Below are 16,186 nucleotides of genomic sequence, written 5' to 3'. Positions count from 1 at the left end.
GGCCCCTTCCAGAGGTCGGAAAGCGACGGGAAGGGGCCCTTCCCTACATCAGGGCAGAGTCCACTTCTGGTTGGCGCCGGTGTGGCAGGTCCAGATGTGGACCTGGGTGCCGTCGGCGGAGTTGTTACCGGAGACGTCCAGACACCTACCGGACTGCGGATTGACCACCGTGCCGTTGGCCTGCGGCATCCAGTTCTGCGCCCCGCTACCGTTACACGTCCACAACTGCACCCTCGTGCCATCGGCGGTACCACCGGCCGACACGTCAAGACACTTCCCCAACGCCTTGACCGTGCTACCCGGCGTCACCGTCCACTGCTGCGCATTCGTACCGTTACACGTGTAGAGCTGCACCTTCGTACCGTCCGCCGTGGCCGCACCCGCCACATCCAGACACTTACCGGCCAAGCCAACGACCGGACCGGTACGCGGACCGGTGCCGGTGTGCAGGGTGAACGCGTCCACGTCGTACAGGGCCCCGGCACCGCCGGCGAAGGTCAGGTAGAGCGTGGTGGTGCCGGCCGGCGCGCCCGTGATCGAGCCGGTGACGTCGGTGAAGACGTCCCAGCCGCCGGTCACCGGTACGGTGGCCGAGCCGAGCACGGCACCGGTCGCCGATCCGGCCCGGACCTGTAGGGTGCCGCCGACTCCGGCCGACGACACCCGCGCGGTGAACGAGGTCGCGTTGCCCAGCCGGTACGGCTCGAACGCGATCCAGTCGCCGTTGTGGATGTCACCGACGGTCTTGCCGCCCTCGGCCGGGGTCTTGTCGAAGACGTTGATGCCCGACGAGGTCCTGAAGTGCTCGGCCTGCCGGTGCCGGGGTTGCAGGGTCTGCTGGGTGTGGGTGGTCAGCCCACCGCCGTCGGTGTACTCCGCGTCGAAAATGGCGAAGATGTTCGCCGCGTCGTCGTGCTCACCGTCGACCGGAATGGTGATCGAGCCGGAGCAGCCGGTCTTCGAGGTGATCTGGTGGCCGTGACTGTCGTGGCCCAGCACGTAGGTCATCTTGACCCTGGCACAGTCGATGACACCGTCCTCCGGGTCGGTCACGGTGATCTGGTACGGCACCGTGTCACCGAAGGAGAAAAGCTGTCCGTTGCCGGGGGCGCCGACCGTGACCGTCGGGGCGGTGTTGCCGACCGTGATGGTGACGCTGGAGCTGCCGGTGGCGCCCTGCGGGTCGGTCACCGTCAACGTCGCCGTGTAGTTCCCGTTTGCGTTGTACGTCTTCGTCGGGTTGGCCGCCGTCGAACCGGTCCCGTCGCCGAAGTTCCAGGCGTACGTCAACGCCCCGCCCTCCGGGTCGGACGAGCCGGCCGAGGAGAAGGTGACGGTCAGCGGGGCCGGACCGGAGGTCCGGTTCGCCGAGGCGGCGGCGGTCGGTGCGCGGTTGCCGCCACCGACGTAGTCGAACCGGTAGAGCGCCGAGTTCTCGTCGCCGTTGAAGTAGCCGGTGCCGTAGTCGAGCACGTAGTACGCCCCGTCCGGCCCGAACGCCGAGTCCATCACCTGCTTGCCGACCCACGGGAAGCTGTCGATCGTGCCCGGTGTCCCGTCGGCGTTGACGTGGATCGGCTTGATCCAGCCCCGGCCGAACTCCGTGGCGAAGAACTGCCCGTCGAAGGACTGCGGGAACTTGGTCGGCGAGTTGAGCGCCGGGTCGTAGCGGTAGACCGGGCCGCCCATCGGTGATTCGGATCCCCCACCGAACTCCGGCGGTGAGCCGGCGTCACCGGCGTAGCGGATCCAGGAGGGCCGGGCGGCGGGAAGGACGGTCTGCCCGGTGTTACGGAACGAGTTGTTGGTCGGTCCGCCGGTGCAGTTGTACTTGGCCCCCGACGGTCCACTCGGGAAGGTCCACTCGTTGTACGTCTCGGCGCTGGTGTTCGTACCGGTGCAGTACGGCCAGCCGTAGTTGCCCGGTGAGGTGACCCGGTTGAACTCGACCTGTCCGCTGGGGCCCCGGTCGGCGGCGGTCGAGCCGGCGTCCGGACCGTAGTCGCCGACGTAGACGATGCCGGTGGCCCTGTCCACGCTCATCCGGAACGGGTTGCGGAACCCCATCGCGTAGATCTCCGGCCGGGTGTTGGCGGTGCCGGGCGCGAACAGGTTGCCCGCCGGGACCGAGTACGTCCCGTTGGCGTTCACCCTGATCCGAAGGATCTTGCCGCGCAGGTCGTTGGTGTTGCCGGAGCTGCGTTGGGCGTCGTACGCCGGGTTGCGGTTGGTGCGCTCGTCGATCGGCGCGTAGCCGGCGGAGTCGAACGGGTTGGTGTCGTCGCCGGTGGAGAGGTAGAGGTTGCCGGCGGCGTCGAAGTCGATGTCCCCGCCGACGTGGCAGCACATGCCCCGGTCGGCCGGTACGTCGAGCACGTTGACCTGGCTGGCCATGTTGATCGTGTGGTCGGCGTTGAGGGTGAACCGGGACAGCCGGTTCACTCCCTGCCAGGCCGACCAGTCGGTGCCGGTGGCCGGGGCGTCACCGGCCGGGGTGTTCAGCGGTGGCGCGTAGTAGAGGTAGATGTGCCGGTTGGTGGCGAAGTTGGGGTCGACCCCGACGCCCTGCAACCCTTCCTCGTCGTGGGTGTAGACCGGCAGGGTGCCGATCACGGTCGTGTTGCCGGCCGCGTCGGTACGCCGGACCGTGCCGTTGCGGGCGGTGTGCACGACCGATCGATCGGGCAGTACGGCCAGCGACATCGGCTCGCCCATCTCGGGCTCGCCTCGGGCCAGCTCGACCTGCTGGAAGTCGGTCGCGTTGATCGGATGCGCCTGGACGGGGGCCGGTGTGCCGATCGCGGTGCTGACGGCGGCCGTGACCAGCAGCAGGGCTGCGCTGCTGGCCTGCCATCGTCGACCGGCTCGGATTGTCGTGGTGGACACAGTGGAGCCATCCCTTCCTGACCGGGGGTTGCCAGGCAGGGCGCGCGCCGTCGCGCCGGATGCCGTAACGGTGGGTGCCGGCCGCTGGGAACTCCTTTCGCCAGCCGGCCGTGACCGCCGAGGCGACGTCGACCGCCGGGTAGGGCGGTCACCGGGCTCGGAGGTCACCAGTCGATGGGCTAACCGCGCCGCCGGTTACATCGACGAAACAGGTTCGTGTTGGGCACGACACTAGGAGGTTGCCGCCGACGTGTCCATACCTTTCGAACGATCGACATTAACTTTCGTCGAATCAGCAAGAAGGCGGTTTCGGCCTCCACAGTCCAGCCCCGCCACCGTGTCCCTTGCCCGTTCCAGTCGCCGCATCTTCCGCCGGTTTCAGCCGCTGTACCTCCTCGGCAGCATCGGTGGCGGAAAGCAAACGGTGGCGGACGTCCTGGGTATCCCAGGACGTCCGCCACCGTCGTCCAGCACCGGGACGGGCCCCGGCCACCACCTCCGGGTGGCCGCGTGACCAGGGTCAGCGCGGTCGGGGGAGCCTGCGCGCCTTGTCGCGCCGTGCGGGTGTCATTGGGTCCGCGACCATGCCAGCGGTCTGCGTCCGGAACTCGGTGTGCTGGCTGGTGTCCAACCGACCGGCAACCCGGGCCAGGGCCCGGCTACCGGGGCCAGCGACGAGGTGGAAGTGCGAGACCTTCGTCGGGGTGAGGTCGCCGCCCCAGACAACCGTGCCCTCGCAGTCGAGGAGGATGTCCCGCACGATCACCTCCTGCTGGGGCCACAGTCCCTCACTGCCCCCGAGCGGATAGGCGGCGGGGTGCAGGGCGAGGGCGGCGCCGGACAGGTAGTTGGACTCGAAGTCCGCCCGGACGGTGCGCCGACTGGTGTACGCGGTGATTCCGCCGCCCTCACCGGTGTCGAGCGGGGCGATCTCGTAGTGCCACCGACGCGCGATGTGCAGCAACACCGCAGCGGCGCGGCCCCGCCGTAGGGCCACGGACGCCCCAGACCCTGCGACGCGGTACGTGGCGATGGCGGTGGGGTCGATCCGCCAGCCGTTGGCGGATACGGCACGGGTCCACCTGCCCGTCCCCTTGTCGGCTGCATAGGCTGCGGTGCTCGGTGCAAGGGCGAGCACGCCGGCACCGGCAGTGGCGCCGAGAAGACTGCGTCTGGTAATCATCGGATTCCTCACTCACCGGTAACGAGGGCGGACACGCCGGGGTCGCCTCCCTGGCGCCAGACGTCATGGTCCAGCCCCCAACCCGGCTGGAATTCGTACTCTCTGATCTGGTTGAAGGACCAGTTCTCCGGCAGCGGAAATCCGAGGTTTCCGGAGTAGCCCCAGGACATGCCGGAGACCAGCGACCACTTGGCACCGACCTCATGCGAGACGCGACTGCACACGTTGCGGGACCCGTACACACCAAAGGTGTAGCGGTTCCCAAGTGCGGCGAGACCGTCCTTGACGCCCTGGAAGTAGGGCTTGATGCTGTCGTCGATGTCGTCGTCGGTGGCGTCGTAGTCGACCGCGAAGTAGATGCAGGTGCCCGGCGGGATACGGAACTCGATGGACTTCTGGTGGGCTATCTGCGCCTGGTCGAATCCCTTCTGGTAGGTGAAGTTGAACAGTTGGGTGCCGTTGTACTGGAAAATCGGAAAGAACTTGAGCCCGGCATCCAGGATGGTCTGCGGTTCGCCAGGCTTGAGGGCCTTGTTGAGGAAGTACGGATCGGTCGGGGGCAGGTGCTCGTCGAGGTAGCGCCCGACGATCTGGTAGCCGGCGTCCCTGAGTGCAACAGCACGGGCGGCGGTGATCTCGGTGATGCAGTCGCAGCCGGTCGCGGGCCGGGACGTGTCACCAGAGGAAACGAGCAGTTGGGCCCACGTCGTGTAGTCGTTGGTGCCCGTCACAGGTATCTGCGAGAAACGCTGGAAGGCCCGCAGCCACTCCAGGTGGGTGCTGGTCTGGGCGTCGGTACCGATGTCGTTCGGGTTGTACATCAACGGCACCTGGGGGTTTCCCGGCAGCATGGTGGGAGAGTTGAAGTAGCACGCCGCGCGGAATATGTGGCGCAGGTTGCCGGTGAGTGAGCCGGAGCCTACTCCCCTCAACCCGGCCTGGGTACCGGGGCCGAAGTTTCCGGTGATGGCATCTGGTGCGATGCCGAGTTCGTACTGGAGGGCCATCATCAGCCCCTGCTGGACATCACGGGAGTAGATGCCGTCGCAGGGCACCAGGTTCATGGCAGGAATGCCGATGTCGCCAACATAGCGAGCGTTGAGCCACTTCTGGAAGTTCTGGATGTTGATGTCACCGCCGGGCACCAGACGGAACTGGTCCATCCGCAACAGCCCCTTGACGATGTACGGCCACACCTTGTAACGCAAGGTCGAGTTCGAATACGCAAATCCGGCGTCGGAGTAGAGTCGCTCCAGGGCAGCCTGCGAATCGCTGGTCCAAAGCGTCTGCGTGGTCGCAGTCCAGTACCCCTTGCACCACAGAGCACCATTGTAGATGCGAACCAGGTTTGCATTGATCTCGCTGCTCGGCAGCGTCTCCCGCTGCCTGACCGCGTTGAATGTGCCGGGGCCGAAGTTCTGGACGGTGGGAGATATCCCGTGTTCGTGTTGGAGGCCCTGGGTGAGCGACAGCACCGTCGACCAACCGGTGTACCCGTATTCGGGACATCGGATATAGCCCGGTGCGTCCTGGTAGGCGGTGTTGACGAATCGCTGGGCTGCGGCGATGTAGATGTCCGCAATCCCACGCCACGGTGCGGCCGGGTCGATCGTCGAACCTGGCTGCGCGTACATCGTAAGGTTTCCAGGGCACTCGGTGTCGTATCCGAAGGAGTGCGGAACAATCCTTGTCCCAGCCCTCAGGGGCGCTTCTTCGCGTAGATGCTGAATAAGCGATCTATAGGCACGCAGCAAGGCTTCATTGGCGGTGTGATTCGAACGCATGAGGGCGCAGATGGAGTAGAAACCAGCGTTGCGGCCGATGCCATCAATGTAACCTTGATAGTTCGCTTCGCCGCGTTGATAGCCACGCCCCTCGTAGACGTTACCGTGTTGGCAGATCAAAAAGTTGTATCCAATGTCACCGTCGAAGTCAGGACTCTGCCAGTGGGTCTCATAAACGGAGGCGATATCCCTTCGACAGTCCTCTTCCGTAGGGTACTCGCCGCCAAAGGGATCGGTCGGGCCGCGGTGGTGGATGAACACCCCGCCGATCGGATTCCAGTCGGGATTGTCACTCACTTCCGGGTCCGCAGCAGCGTGCCCTGGCGTCGGTTCCTCGGTCACATATTGAGCCCAGGTCGCCCGCCTGTTAATCGTAACGTACATGACTCCTCGTTCCGCCGACAGCTCGGATTTCTCGTCCACTGCACGCCTCGGCCGAGACGGATGACCCGTCGCACCCCGGTACAGTCACAGCCGATTCAGGCGGTCGCCACCGGAATCGACCAACAATAAAGGCCCGGTAGCCCTATCCAATGGGCAACATAACCCACGGTTTTTGACACCGGCCGCACATCGGTCCTATATGGAGATCATAGGACCCCACAACCAAATAGTCGATAGCCAATTTGTTGGGCAGGGCGGCACCACGCCACGCACGCCCGACGACGTATCCTGCGTCGGGTGGTCGCGGTGGTCGCTATCCTTGCCTGCGGAAACATGGACAGCGGCGAACCCGACGTCGATCCAGTTCAGTCAGGACGCGTAGGTGGATAGCGAGCCGATCCACCTCGTTGGCCACGCACCAGGTACACACCCCCGTGATGTCGGGTGACCGGAGCTGCCCAGGATCTGGCCACCACCACGCTGATCAACGGCCCTACCTGCCGTTACTACGTTGACCGACGTTGTTGGTCGGGAGAGGAAGACGACGCAGTGAGCACCGAGGGTTCTCGCCGGACGCCGCTGGGCGGGCTAGTCGACCGGGCTCGCAGCTTGATGCGACGCAGACCGCGCCTGCGTCGCCTGGTCCCTGCCGGCGTCGTCACCCTGCTCCTTGCCAGCACCCCCTGGCTATGGACGGAGCTCTCCGCGTACGGCCATCTGCACGACGAAGCCGATGCGCCGAGTGCAGACGTCGTCATCGTCCTGGGCACCGAGGTGGCCCCGGACCGGCAACCTTCGGTACGGCTCGCCGGCCGCCTGGAGACCGCCGCAGCACTGGTACACGGCGGGCGGGCCCGGGTGATCCTACTGTCGGGGGACGGCCAGGGCGCATCTGGCGACGAGCCGGCAGCGATGACCTCGTACCTGACCGGGAAGCTCGGTGTCGACCCGCAGCGGATCGTTTCCGACCCGTTCGGGCTGGACACCTACGACAGCTGTGTCCGGGCACGTGACGTGTACGGCCTCACCCGGGCGCTGGTTGTGACCCAGGCCTACCACCTGTCCCGGGCGGTGACGCTGTGTCGGCAGGTGGGCGTCGACGCCGACGGGGTGACCGCCCGCTGTACCGGTTGCCCCTCCACGCTGCTGGTCGAAAAGTCCGTACGCGACTACTTCGCCAGCGGCAAGGCCGCGTGGGATGCAGTACGGCACCGATCCCCGGCGGTCGAATCGCCCCGGAACCAGGAGATCGAAGACGCACTGTCGTCGATTCGGTGACGTCCAGGGTCCCACTGGAGAGGCCGGAGTTCGTCGCCTGGGTCACCGCGTCCGTGGTCGCGTCGCTCGGGGCGACCGTGGTGGTGATCCTGCTGACCCTGCCGATCCATACACTCGGCCCCAGGGATCACGAGGAGAAGCGTTGCGATGCGCTGTCGCTCGACCTGTCGTCGTACCGGGGCCGGTTCAGGAGGACCGGCCCCGAACAGCTCCCGCTCCGTTCAGCCCTGCCGATCGGTCGCGTCGACCACCAGGGCGGTCAGCACCGCCCGGGCATCGTCGGCGACCGGCGCTTCGGCCAACGCGGTCAGGGCCGCCTCGATGCGTACCCGGATCATCTGCTCGATCCGGTCCAGCGCGCCGGTGGTCACAATGATCTCGCGCAGCTCCGCCGCTCCCTCCGCGTCCAGGTCCGGATTTCCGAACAGTTCCTTCAGCCGTCGCGTCTGTGCCCGGTCGGCGGCGTCCCGGACCAGTCCCATCATCACCGTCGGTTTGCCCTCCCGCAGGTCGTCCAGGGTCGACTTGCCGGTCACCCCCGGGTCGCCGAACACCCCCAGCACGTCGTCACGCAACTGGAAGGCGTCCCCCAGCGGATCACCGAAGGCGGCCAGACCCGCCATCAGCTCCGGGCCGGCACCGGCCAGTGCCGCACCGATCTGCAACGGCCGGGTGACGGTATATCGGGCCGACTTCAGCCGGATCACCGTCAGCGCACTGGCCACCGACCCGTCGCCGACCCCGGAGACCAGATCGAGGTACTGCCCGGCGATCACCTCGGTACGCATCGCCGCGAACTCCCGGTAGCCCTGGTACACCTGCGCGGTGGCCAGCCCGCACTCGTGGAACATCTGGTCCGCCCAGGCCGCGCAGAGGTCACCGCAGAGCAGGGCGGTGCTCCGCCCGTACGCGGCCGGGTCGCCGCGCCAGGCGGACTGGACGTGCAGGTCGGTGAAGAGCCGGTGTACGGAGGGCTCGCCCCGTCGCCGGTCACTGCCGTCCATGATGTCGTCGTGGATCAGCGCGAAGGCGTGGAAGAGTTCCAGCGCCGAGGCGGCGATCACGATCGGCGTGCCGTCCGGTGCTCCGGTGCTGCGCCATCCCCAGTAGCAGAACAACGGCCGCAGCCGCTTGCCACCGGTCAACACGAAACGGCGCAGGGTGGTGAACACGCCTCGGGGCGTACCGTCCGGCCAATCCGGGTCCTGGCGATCCAGGAACGCGGCTAGTTGGGCGTCGAACCGGGCCCGCAGCTCCCCGGCATCGGCCCTGGGCATCGTCTCCACCGTCATGAGTCCCTCCGCGACAGTCCGGCAAGGTTGAGTAGCAACCCCTTCACATCGACGGCAGCGATGCGGTCCCGGGCCGCGCTCCGCTCGGAGCAGAGCAGCACCGGTCCGTCCGCCGCATCGGCCGGCAGCCGCCCGTGTGAGCCGCGCACCGCGCGGGCTCCGGCGTCCAGGCCCACCACGTTCATCAGGTAACGCATGCCGAGCTTCTTGCGGACCAGGGCCACCGCCGCCCGCCGTCTGGCCGCCCCCGGCGCTGCCGGGTCGAAGAACAGCTCCGCTGGGTCGTACCCGGGCTTGCGGTGGATCTCCACCAGCCGGGCGAAGTCGGGCGCGGCCGAGTCGTCAAGCCAGTAGTAGTAGGTGAACCAGGCATCCGGCTCGGCAACCAGCACCAGCTCACCGGAACGGGGATGGTCCAGCCCGTATTCGGCCTGGCCGGCCGGGTCGAGTACCTCGGCCACCCCGGCCAGGCCTGCACAGAGCTTCGCCACCGCCGGCACGTCCGCCGGGTCGCGGACGTAGACGTGGGCCACCTGGTGGTCGGCCACGGCGAAGGCCCGCGAGGTCCACGGGTCGAGGTACTCCATGCCGTCCTGGGTGTATACCCGTAGCCACCCCTGGGCGCGCAGCAGTCGGTTGATGTCGACCGGCCGGGACACGTCGGTGATGCCGTACTCCGACAGGGCCACGACGGTCGCGCCCCGGGCCGAGGCCGCGTCGAGCACCGGGCCCAGCACCCCGTCCAGCGCGGTCGCGGCGGCTGCCGCCTGCGGCGAGGACGGGCCGAAGCGTTGCAGGTCGTAGTCCAGGTGCGGCACGTAGACCAGGGTCAGGTCCGGTCGGTGGGCCGCCATGATCTCGACCGCCGCCCGACAGATCCACTCCGACGAGGGCAGGCCCGCCCCCGGCCCCCAGTACGTGAACAGCGGAAACCCACCCAGTTTTCCGATCAGCCGGTCGTGCAGTTCGGGTGGATCGGTGTAGCAGTCGGGCTCCTTGCGCCCGTCGGCGTAGTAGATCGGGCGGGGCGTGACGGTCCAGTCCACGTCCGCGCCCATCGCGTACCACCAGCAGACGTTGGCCACCGTGTAGTCCGGCCGCACCCGCCGGGCGGCCTGCCACACCTTCTCGCCATCAACCAGGGCGTTGTGCTGCCGCCAGAACAGCACGTCACCCACGTCACGGAAGTACCAGCCGTTGCCTACGATGCCGTGTCCGGCCGGCAGTTCCCCGGTCAGGAAGGTGGACTGGGCCGAACAGGTGACCGCCGGCAGCACCGTACCCAGCTCGGCCTGGAACCCGGCCTCCGCGACCGCCCGCAGCCGGGGCATGTGGGCCAGCAGCCGGGGCGTCAGGCCCACCACGTCGATCACCACCAGCGGGGTCATGCCCGCACCCCGCCGGTCGACACCGGGGACAGTCCGAGGACGGCCAGCTCGTCACGGGCGTACGCCAACTCGGCCGCGATGCCGGCGGCGAGTTCCGTGTCGGAGCGGGGCCGGCGCGACTCCGGCAACACCCCCCAGGTGTACGTCTCGACGTCGAGGTGGTCGCAGCCCGCCGTCGGACCGGCGAACAGTTCCCGGAGCGCGGCTTGCAGCACCGGCCCGGTCGAGGTCAGCGGCGGTTCGGGCTCGGCGTGCAGTGGCACGTGGTAGTGCACCCGCCAGGCACCGGGCAGCCCGTTGGTCAGTGCGGCGTCCAGGTCGTCGGCGGCGTGCGCCGGGTCGGTCGGATCGACGAGGTCGGCGCAGGTGGCGGCCCGGGTCTGGTGCAGGAACCGGGGCTCGACGTACGCCCGGAGCTGCTCGACGGCGGCGGCCGGATCGACGGCCTGGAGCGCGGCGGAGACCTGCACCTTGACCACCGGCAGCCCGGCCGAGCGCAGCCGGGCCAGCGCGGCGGCGGGTTCCTCCCAGGCGCAGGCCAGATGGGCCAGGTCCAGGCAGATGCCCAGCCGGTCGGTGTCCACCCCGGACAGCCACGTGGTGGCCTGGGTCGTGGTCTCCACCACGCAACCCGGCTCGGGTTCGAACCCGACCCGGACCGCCCGCCCGGTCTGCCGGTGCAGCTCGGCCAGGCCGGCGGCCAACTCGTCCAGTCGCTGCCGGGCGGAGCCGGCCCGGTCGCTGTCCCAGGGCTCGCGCCAGGCCAGCGGCAGGGTCGAGATGGATCCCCGTACCGCGTCGTCGGGCAGCAGGTCGACCAGCACCCGGGCCAGGTCGAGGGTGTAGTCCAGTCGTTCCCGGGTGGTCCAGTCCGGTCGGTAGACGGCGTGCTTGACCACCGGTGCTTGGAACGACCGGTAGGGGAAGCCGTTAAGGGTCACCACCTCCAGCCCACGGGCGTCCAGCTCGGCCCGCAGTCGTCGCCGGGCCGGCGGATTGGCGGCCAGCACGGCGGCGACCGGTGCGGCCAGCCACAGACCCAACCCGAGTACGTCGGAGTCGAGTCGCTTCCGGATCGGCAGCGCGTACGCGTCGAGCTGGCCGATGATGCCGGCCAGGTCCTCGGCCGGATGCACGTTGGTGCAGTAGCCCAGGTGGATGGTCTGCCCGTCGCGGTGGCGCAGCCGCATCAGCTGCCTCCGCGCAGGATGGAGTTCCCCTCGAAGGTCGGCCCGGCCAGGTCGAGTCCGGCCAGTTCGAGATCGGACGTGTCGAGCCGGCCGGACTGGCCGTAGAACTCGATCGGGTTGCGCCACAGCACCCGGTCGACGTCGTCGTCGCTGAACCCGGACAGCAGCATCGCCTCGGCGGTGGCCCGGGTCAGCAGCGGATCGGAGCGCCCCCAGTCGGCCGCCGAGTTGACCAGCATCCGCTCGGTGCCGTACCGGCGCAGTATCTCGACCATGCGCGGCGGGGACATCTTGGTGTCCGGGTAGATGGAGAAGCCCAGCCAGCAGCCGCTGTCCCGGACCAGTTCGACGGTCACCTCGTTGAGGTGGTCGATCAACACCCGCCCGGGGTCGATTCCGGACTCGGCCACCACCGCCAGGCTGCGCGACGTGCCCCGGGCCTTGTCCCGGTGCGGGGTGTGCACCAGCGCCGGCAGTTCGTGCGCTACGGCCAGGGCGAGCTGGGCGGCGAAGACCTCGTCCTCCTCGGGGGTCATCGAGTCGTACCCGATCTCTCCGACCGCCACCACGCCGTTCTTGTCGAGGTAGCGCGGCAGCAGGCCGAGCACCTCCCGGCAGCGTGGATCGTTGGCCTCCTTGGGGTTGAGCGCGATGGTGGCGTGGTGCCGGATGCCGAACTGGCCGGCCCGGAACGGCTCCCAGCCGACCAACGAGTCGAAGTAGTCGGCGAAGGAGGCGGCGCTGGTACGCGGTTGGCCCAGCCAGAACGCCGGCTCGACCAGCGCCCGGATTCCCGCGGCGGCCATCCGTTCGTAGTCGTCGGTGGTCCGCGAGGTCATGTGGATGTGCGGGTCGAAGATGCGCATCATGCCTCCTTCGCACTGAACTGGGGGGAATCGTTCGTGAGCCGGCCGAGTAGTTCGGTCGCGTCGGCGGGCATCGTCCGGCCGGCCGCCTGGCGTTCGTCGGCCAGCCCGGCCAGCATGACGGCCAGTTCGGCGTCGGCCCGCTGGTCGAGGCGGTCCACGACGGCCAGGGGTACGCCGGTGAAGACGCACTTGAGCACCGCCTGCCGCCACGCCGCGTCGTCGAGGTGGCGGGCGTAGGGCCCCAGCGCCGCGGCCAACAGCCGGGTGTCGTTGGTACGGATCGCGTCGTGCAGCAGCGGCACGGCCTGCGCGTCGATCGGCAGCATCGGCAGGGCGCGCAGCACCGCCCGCTTCTCCGCCGCGTCGCCGTACCGGTAGAGGGCTTCGACCTGGCCGGACACCTCCTCGGGTGGCAGGACGGTCAGCAGCAGCACCCGTACGGCTTCGTCGGCGGTCCAGCCCGGGGCGTCCGCCAGTTCGGCCCGGCCGCAGCGCCGGCCGGCGGCAGCGAAGTAGCGGCTGATCATGGCCGGCTCCGTCACGACATCCCGCAGCGCCCGACTCAGCCAGTCGGAATCGGGTACGCCCTCCAGCGCCGCCCGTAGTCGATCCGGTCCCATCAGCTCCTCCCTCCGGCGGTGGCCACGGTGGTGGCCACGGTCAGGTCCGTGCCGGCCGGTTCGGCGGCGGCAGCGCGTAGGAAGTCGAGTGACCGTTTCGCGACGGCCGGCGCGGCGTGGGAGTGTCTGGGCAGCTCGACGGCGATCAGACCCCGGTAGCCGACGTCGGCCAGGGCGCGCAGCACCGGCGGGAAGTCGATCTCACCGTCGCCGAACTCCAGATGCTCGTGCACCCCCCGGCGCATGTCCTCGATCTGCACGTTGACCAGGTGCGCGCCGACCTCGTGGACACAGTCGGGCACCGGCAGCGGCTCCAGGCACCGGCAGTGACCGATGTCGAGCGTGATGCCGAAACCGGGCGGCGCGCCGAGGGCCCCGCGCAGCCGCCACCAGCCGGCGATGTCGGGCACCAGCATGCCGGGCTCCGGTTCGAAGCCGACGGTGACGTCGACGCTGTCGGCCACCGCCACCACCTCGGCGCAGCCGGCGACCAGCCGTTCCCAGGCGGTGGCCTCGTCGACGTGCGCCGGTCGTACGCCGGCCCACCAGGAGACGGCCTCCGCGCCGAGGTCGGCCCCGATCGCGACGGCCCGGCACAGGAAGTCGATCCGGGGTGCCGGATCGTCGTCGAGCAGGGTGGGCGCGTGCTTGTGCCACGGGTCGAGCAGATAGCGGGCACCGGTCTCGATCACGACACCGAGGTCGAGTTCGGCCAGCCGGTGGCCCACGGTAGCCACCCGGGCGGCGAGACCGGGCGCATACGGGTCGAGATGATCGTGGTCGAGGGTCAGTGCCACCCCCTGGTAGCCGAGGTCGGCCAGCACTGCCAGTGCGTCGTCGAGCCGGTGGTTGGCGAATCCGTTCGTTCCGTAACCGAACCGGGGACTCTCCGCCATCACCACGCCTCCCGCCGTCCACCAGCGACACGTTCTGTGTTCTGCTCGCCCCTCTACGCTGCCATGTTCTTGATCAATACGGTAGACCTCGATTTATCAGCCTCAGGTAGGTGACACCTTTCGGGCCAGTCGGCGGCCCAGTGGCGCGGCAGCCGCCACGGCCACCCCCAGCAGGGTCGCACCCGCGCGGGCGATCAGCGCACCCTGCAACGCCGGCAGACCGGTGATCCCCGCCCCGACCGCCGCCCGGACCCGCTCGGCGGCTGGATCGGCGACAACCCGGGCCTGTGCAACGCCGTACCGGGCGGTGTAGCCGCCGGCCAACACGGCCGGCACCAGCGCCCGCCAGACCCGACGCCGGTTTCCGCCACCGGCTCCAGCGGTACCCGGTCCACCCCGACGCCGGTTTCCGCCACCAGCCCCAGCGGTACCCGGTCCACCCCGCCACCCGATCCCGCCCCCGGCCGCAGCGGCGGCCACCACGGCGGTGCCGGCCAGGGTCGCCGCCGGCAGCCGCCGGTCCGCACCTTCGACCTCACGGCGGGACAGCGCGGTGACGGTGTAGGTGTGCGCGGCCACCGTCAACGCCGCCGGCACGGCCCGCAGTGGCCGACCGGTACTGGCACCGAGCAGCACGTCCAGCCCCCGACAGGCGGCCATCGTCGCCGGACCGGCGACGGTGTCCTTGGCCCACAGGTCGTACGCCCACACCACACCGGCCAGCGGGACCGCCACGGCCAGCGCCCGTCGACCACCGGCCAGACCGGCCGTGACCAGCCCGGCCGAGGTCAGCCCGACCGACAGCCCGAACGCGGCGGCCGGTGGGACCCGGCCACTGGGGATCGGTCGCTGCGGCCGTTCGACGGCATCGACCCGGCGGTCGGCCCAGTCGTTGGCGGCCATGCCCGCCCAGTAGAGCAGCACCGAGGATCCGGCCAGGCCGCCGAGGCGTACCGCACGGCCGACCCGCCCGGCCGAACCCGCCGGCCCTCCCCCGCCGGGCCTACTCCAGGCGGGACCTCTCCCGCCGGCCGCGACGGCACCGGCCAGCACGTCGCCCGGTACGGACAGCGCAGCCGGTGCCCGGACCAGCTCCACGAAGTCACGCATCGACGGCACGGCTACCCCCGTCCTGACCGGTTCCGGTGTCGAGTTGCCGGACCAGCCCCCGCAGCGCACCCCACTGTTCGGCCAGCGAGTGGCTCCCGGTGCCGAACGGATCCTTGAAGAAGAACGCCAACTCGGTGAGCGGTCCGACCCGTCCGGCGGCATGTGCCGCTGCGGTGAGCCGGGCGAGGTCGAGCACCAGCGGTGCGGCCAGGGCAGAGTCGCAGCCGTGCCAGGTGAACTCCATTCGCATTCCGGTGCCGAGGAAGCCGGAGAAGGTGACCAGGTCCCAGGCGGTCTTGAAGTCACCGATGTCGTCGACGTAGTCGATCCTGGTCCGGCCCTGTGGGACGTACCCCAGGGTCTCCCCGAGCACCCGCTGTTTGCTGGCCGACTTGGCCGCGTTGGCCGCCGGTTCGGCCAGGTTGGCACCGTCGCCGCCGCCGAGCAGGTTCACCCCGGACCAGGTACGCACCCGCAGGTGCCGCATGGCGAACATCGGGGCCAGCACCGACTTAACCAGCGTCTCGCCGGTCTTGCCGTCGTGCCCGGCGTACGGCAGTCGGCGCTGCCGGGCCAGTTCGGCCAGGGCAGGTAACCGGGCACCGGTGGACGGAGTGAAGTCCACATAGGGGCAGCCGGCGGTGAAGGCGGCGTAGGCGTACGTCGAGCTGACCGGCAGCACGGTCTCCCCGGCCAGCAGTGCGGCGTCCAGGGCCGACAGGCCGGCATGCGCCGGATGGGACGGCGGAGCCGGTTCGGTGGTGGACACGTTCACCACCACCACCCGATCGAGCCGGTACCGATCCCGGAACCGGGTCAGGTCGGCGACGACAGCAGCGATCATCTCGGTCGGTGGCAGGTCGGCCGGCGCGGGCCGGATCTCCGACTCGACCGTGGCCAACTGGTCGGGGATCGCCGCGACCAGCCGGGCCGGCAACACCCCGGCGGCGGCCAGCGCCTCGGCCTTCTTGACCAGGGGAATCGTCACCACGTCATGTCCGCCGAAGCGAAGGTCGGCGAAGGTCGGCAGGCTCGGGGACCGCAGCTCGGGAAGTTCGGTGACACAGCCGGTCGGCTCGGCCAACCCGGCCCGCAGTGCGAGCGCCCCAACGATGCTGGTGGTGGCGACCGAGCCGCGTGCCCCCACCAGCCAGATACCCGTACGCATCGGTGCTCTCTCCTCACCCGGGCGGCGGGTGCCGCCGCGACGCTGAGCCAAAGAAACACATGTATGTCGGAAAGATAACGGCGTCCCGGTGGAAATAGCGCCCCGTCCGTTCGAGCGTCCTGCGGTGTTTCCGGGAGC

General features: G+C 69.3%; 12 protein-coding genes. 1 reads left to right on the top strand and 11 read right to left on the bottom strand.

Annotation, left to right across the window (positions count from 1 at the left end):
- Window positions 1-48: 48 nt before the first annotated feature.
- From ACFQ4H_RS03215 to ACFQ4H_RS03205, 3 genes are all read right to left on the bottom strand, one after another.
- Window positions 49-2,886 (bottom strand): PQQ-dependent sugar dehydrogenase, encoded by a 2,838-nt coding sequence (locus ACFQ4H_RS03215; RefSeq protein WP_377566744.1) that lies wholly within the window; start codon window positions 2,884-2,886, stop codon window positions 49-51.
- Window positions 2,887-3,406: 520 nt separating this feature from the next.
- The gene (locus tag ACFQ4H_RS03210; protein WP_377566742.1) at window positions 3,407-4,069 is read right to left on the bottom strand and encodes a hypothetical protein; all 663 of its coding nucleotides are present in this window, start codon (window positions 4,067-4,069) and stop codon (window positions 3,407-3,409) included.
- Window positions 4,070-4,077: 8 nt separating this feature from the next.
- Window positions 4,078-6,276 carry a glycoside hydrolase domain-containing protein gene (locus ACFQ4H_RS03205; RefSeq protein WP_377566740.1) on the bottom strand — a complete coding sequence of 733 codons (2,199 nt, stop codon included), beginning with the start codon at window positions 6,274-6,276 and terminating at the stop codon, window positions 4,078-4,080.
- Between the two features lie 573 nt (window positions 6,277-6,849).
- Between ACFQ4H_RS03205 and ACFQ4H_RS03200 the strand changes: the two genes are divergently transcribed.
- On the top strand, window positions 6,850-7,515 hold the full coding sequence (locus ACFQ4H_RS03200) for a SanA/YdcF family protein (protein ID WP_377566739.1): 666 nt from the start codon (window positions 6,850-6,852) through the stop codon (window positions 7,513-7,515).
- Window positions 7,516-7,736: 221 nt separating this feature from the next.
- Here ACFQ4H_RS03200 and ACFQ4H_RS03195 read toward each other — a convergent pair whose 3' ends face one another.
- From ACFQ4H_RS03195 to ACFQ4H_RS03160, 8 genes are all read right to left on the bottom strand, one after another.
- Complete coding sequence (locus ACFQ4H_RS03195; RefSeq protein ID WP_377566737.1) at window positions 7,737-8,807, bottom strand: polyprenyl synthetase family protein; 1,071 nt, start codon at window positions 8,805-8,807, stop codon at window positions 7,737-7,739.
- Window positions 8,804-10,195: an alkaline phosphatase family protein gene (locus ACFQ4H_RS03190; RefSeq protein ID WP_377566735.1), complete on the bottom strand. Its 1,392-nt coding sequence runs from the start codon at window positions 10,193-10,195 to the stop codon at window positions 8,804-8,806. Before ACFQ4H_RS03190 ends, ACFQ4H_RS03195 begins: the two co-directional genes overlap by 4 nt.
- Window positions 10,192-11,385 (bottom strand): metabolite traffic protein EboE, encoded by a 1,194-nt coding sequence (eboE, locus tag ACFQ4H_RS03185; RefSeq protein ID WP_377566733.1) that lies wholly within the window; start codon window positions 11,383-11,385, stop codon window positions 10,192-10,194. Before eboE ends, ACFQ4H_RS03190 begins: the two co-directional genes overlap by 4 nt.
- Window positions 11,385-12,251, bottom strand: a complete 867-nt coding sequence (locus ACFQ4H_RS03180; protein ID WP_377566731.1) for a TatD family hydrolase — start codon at window positions 12,249-12,251, stop codon at window positions 11,385-11,387. Before ACFQ4H_RS03180 ends, eboE begins: the two co-directional genes overlap by 1 nt.
- Window positions 12,251-12,874: an EboA domain-containing protein gene (locus ACFQ4H_RS03175; RefSeq protein WP_377566729.1), complete on the bottom strand. Its 624-nt coding sequence runs from the start codon at window positions 12,872-12,874 to the stop codon at window positions 12,251-12,253. Before ACFQ4H_RS03175 ends, ACFQ4H_RS03180 begins: the two co-directional genes overlap by 1 nt.
- Window positions 12,874-13,770, bottom strand: coding sequence for a sugar phosphate isomerase/epimerase family protein (locus tag ACFQ4H_RS03170; protein WP_377566727.1), 897 nt, complete (start codon window positions 13,768-13,770; stop codon window positions 12,874-12,876). The genes ACFQ4H_RS03175 and ACFQ4H_RS03170 overlap by 1 nt, the downstream gene beginning before the upstream one ends.
- A gap of 102 nt (window positions 13,771-13,872) precedes the next feature.
- Window positions 13,873-14,880: an SCO3242 family prenyltransferase gene (locus tag ACFQ4H_RS03165; RefSeq protein ID WP_377566725.1), complete on the bottom strand. Its 1,008-nt coding sequence runs from the start codon at window positions 14,878-14,880 to the stop codon at window positions 13,873-13,875.
- Entirely contained in the window at window positions 14,873-16,048 is a 1,176-nt protein-coding gene (locus tag ACFQ4H_RS03160) for an inositol-3-phosphate synthase (RefSeq protein WP_377566723.1), read from the bottom strand. The genes ACFQ4H_RS03165 and ACFQ4H_RS03160 overlap by 8 nt, the downstream gene beginning before the upstream one ends.
- Window positions 16,049-16,186 lie beyond the last annotated feature (138 nt).

The organism is Micromonospora sonneratiae (assembly GCF_042679305.1).
GTDB classification, from domain to species: domain Bacteria; phylum Actinomycetota; class Actinomycetes; order Mycobacteriales; family Micromonosporaceae; genus Micromonospora_H; species Micromonospora_H sonneratiae.
Note: the sequence above shows the minus strand (reverse complement) of the source record. Positions and strands in the feature narration are given on the sequence as shown.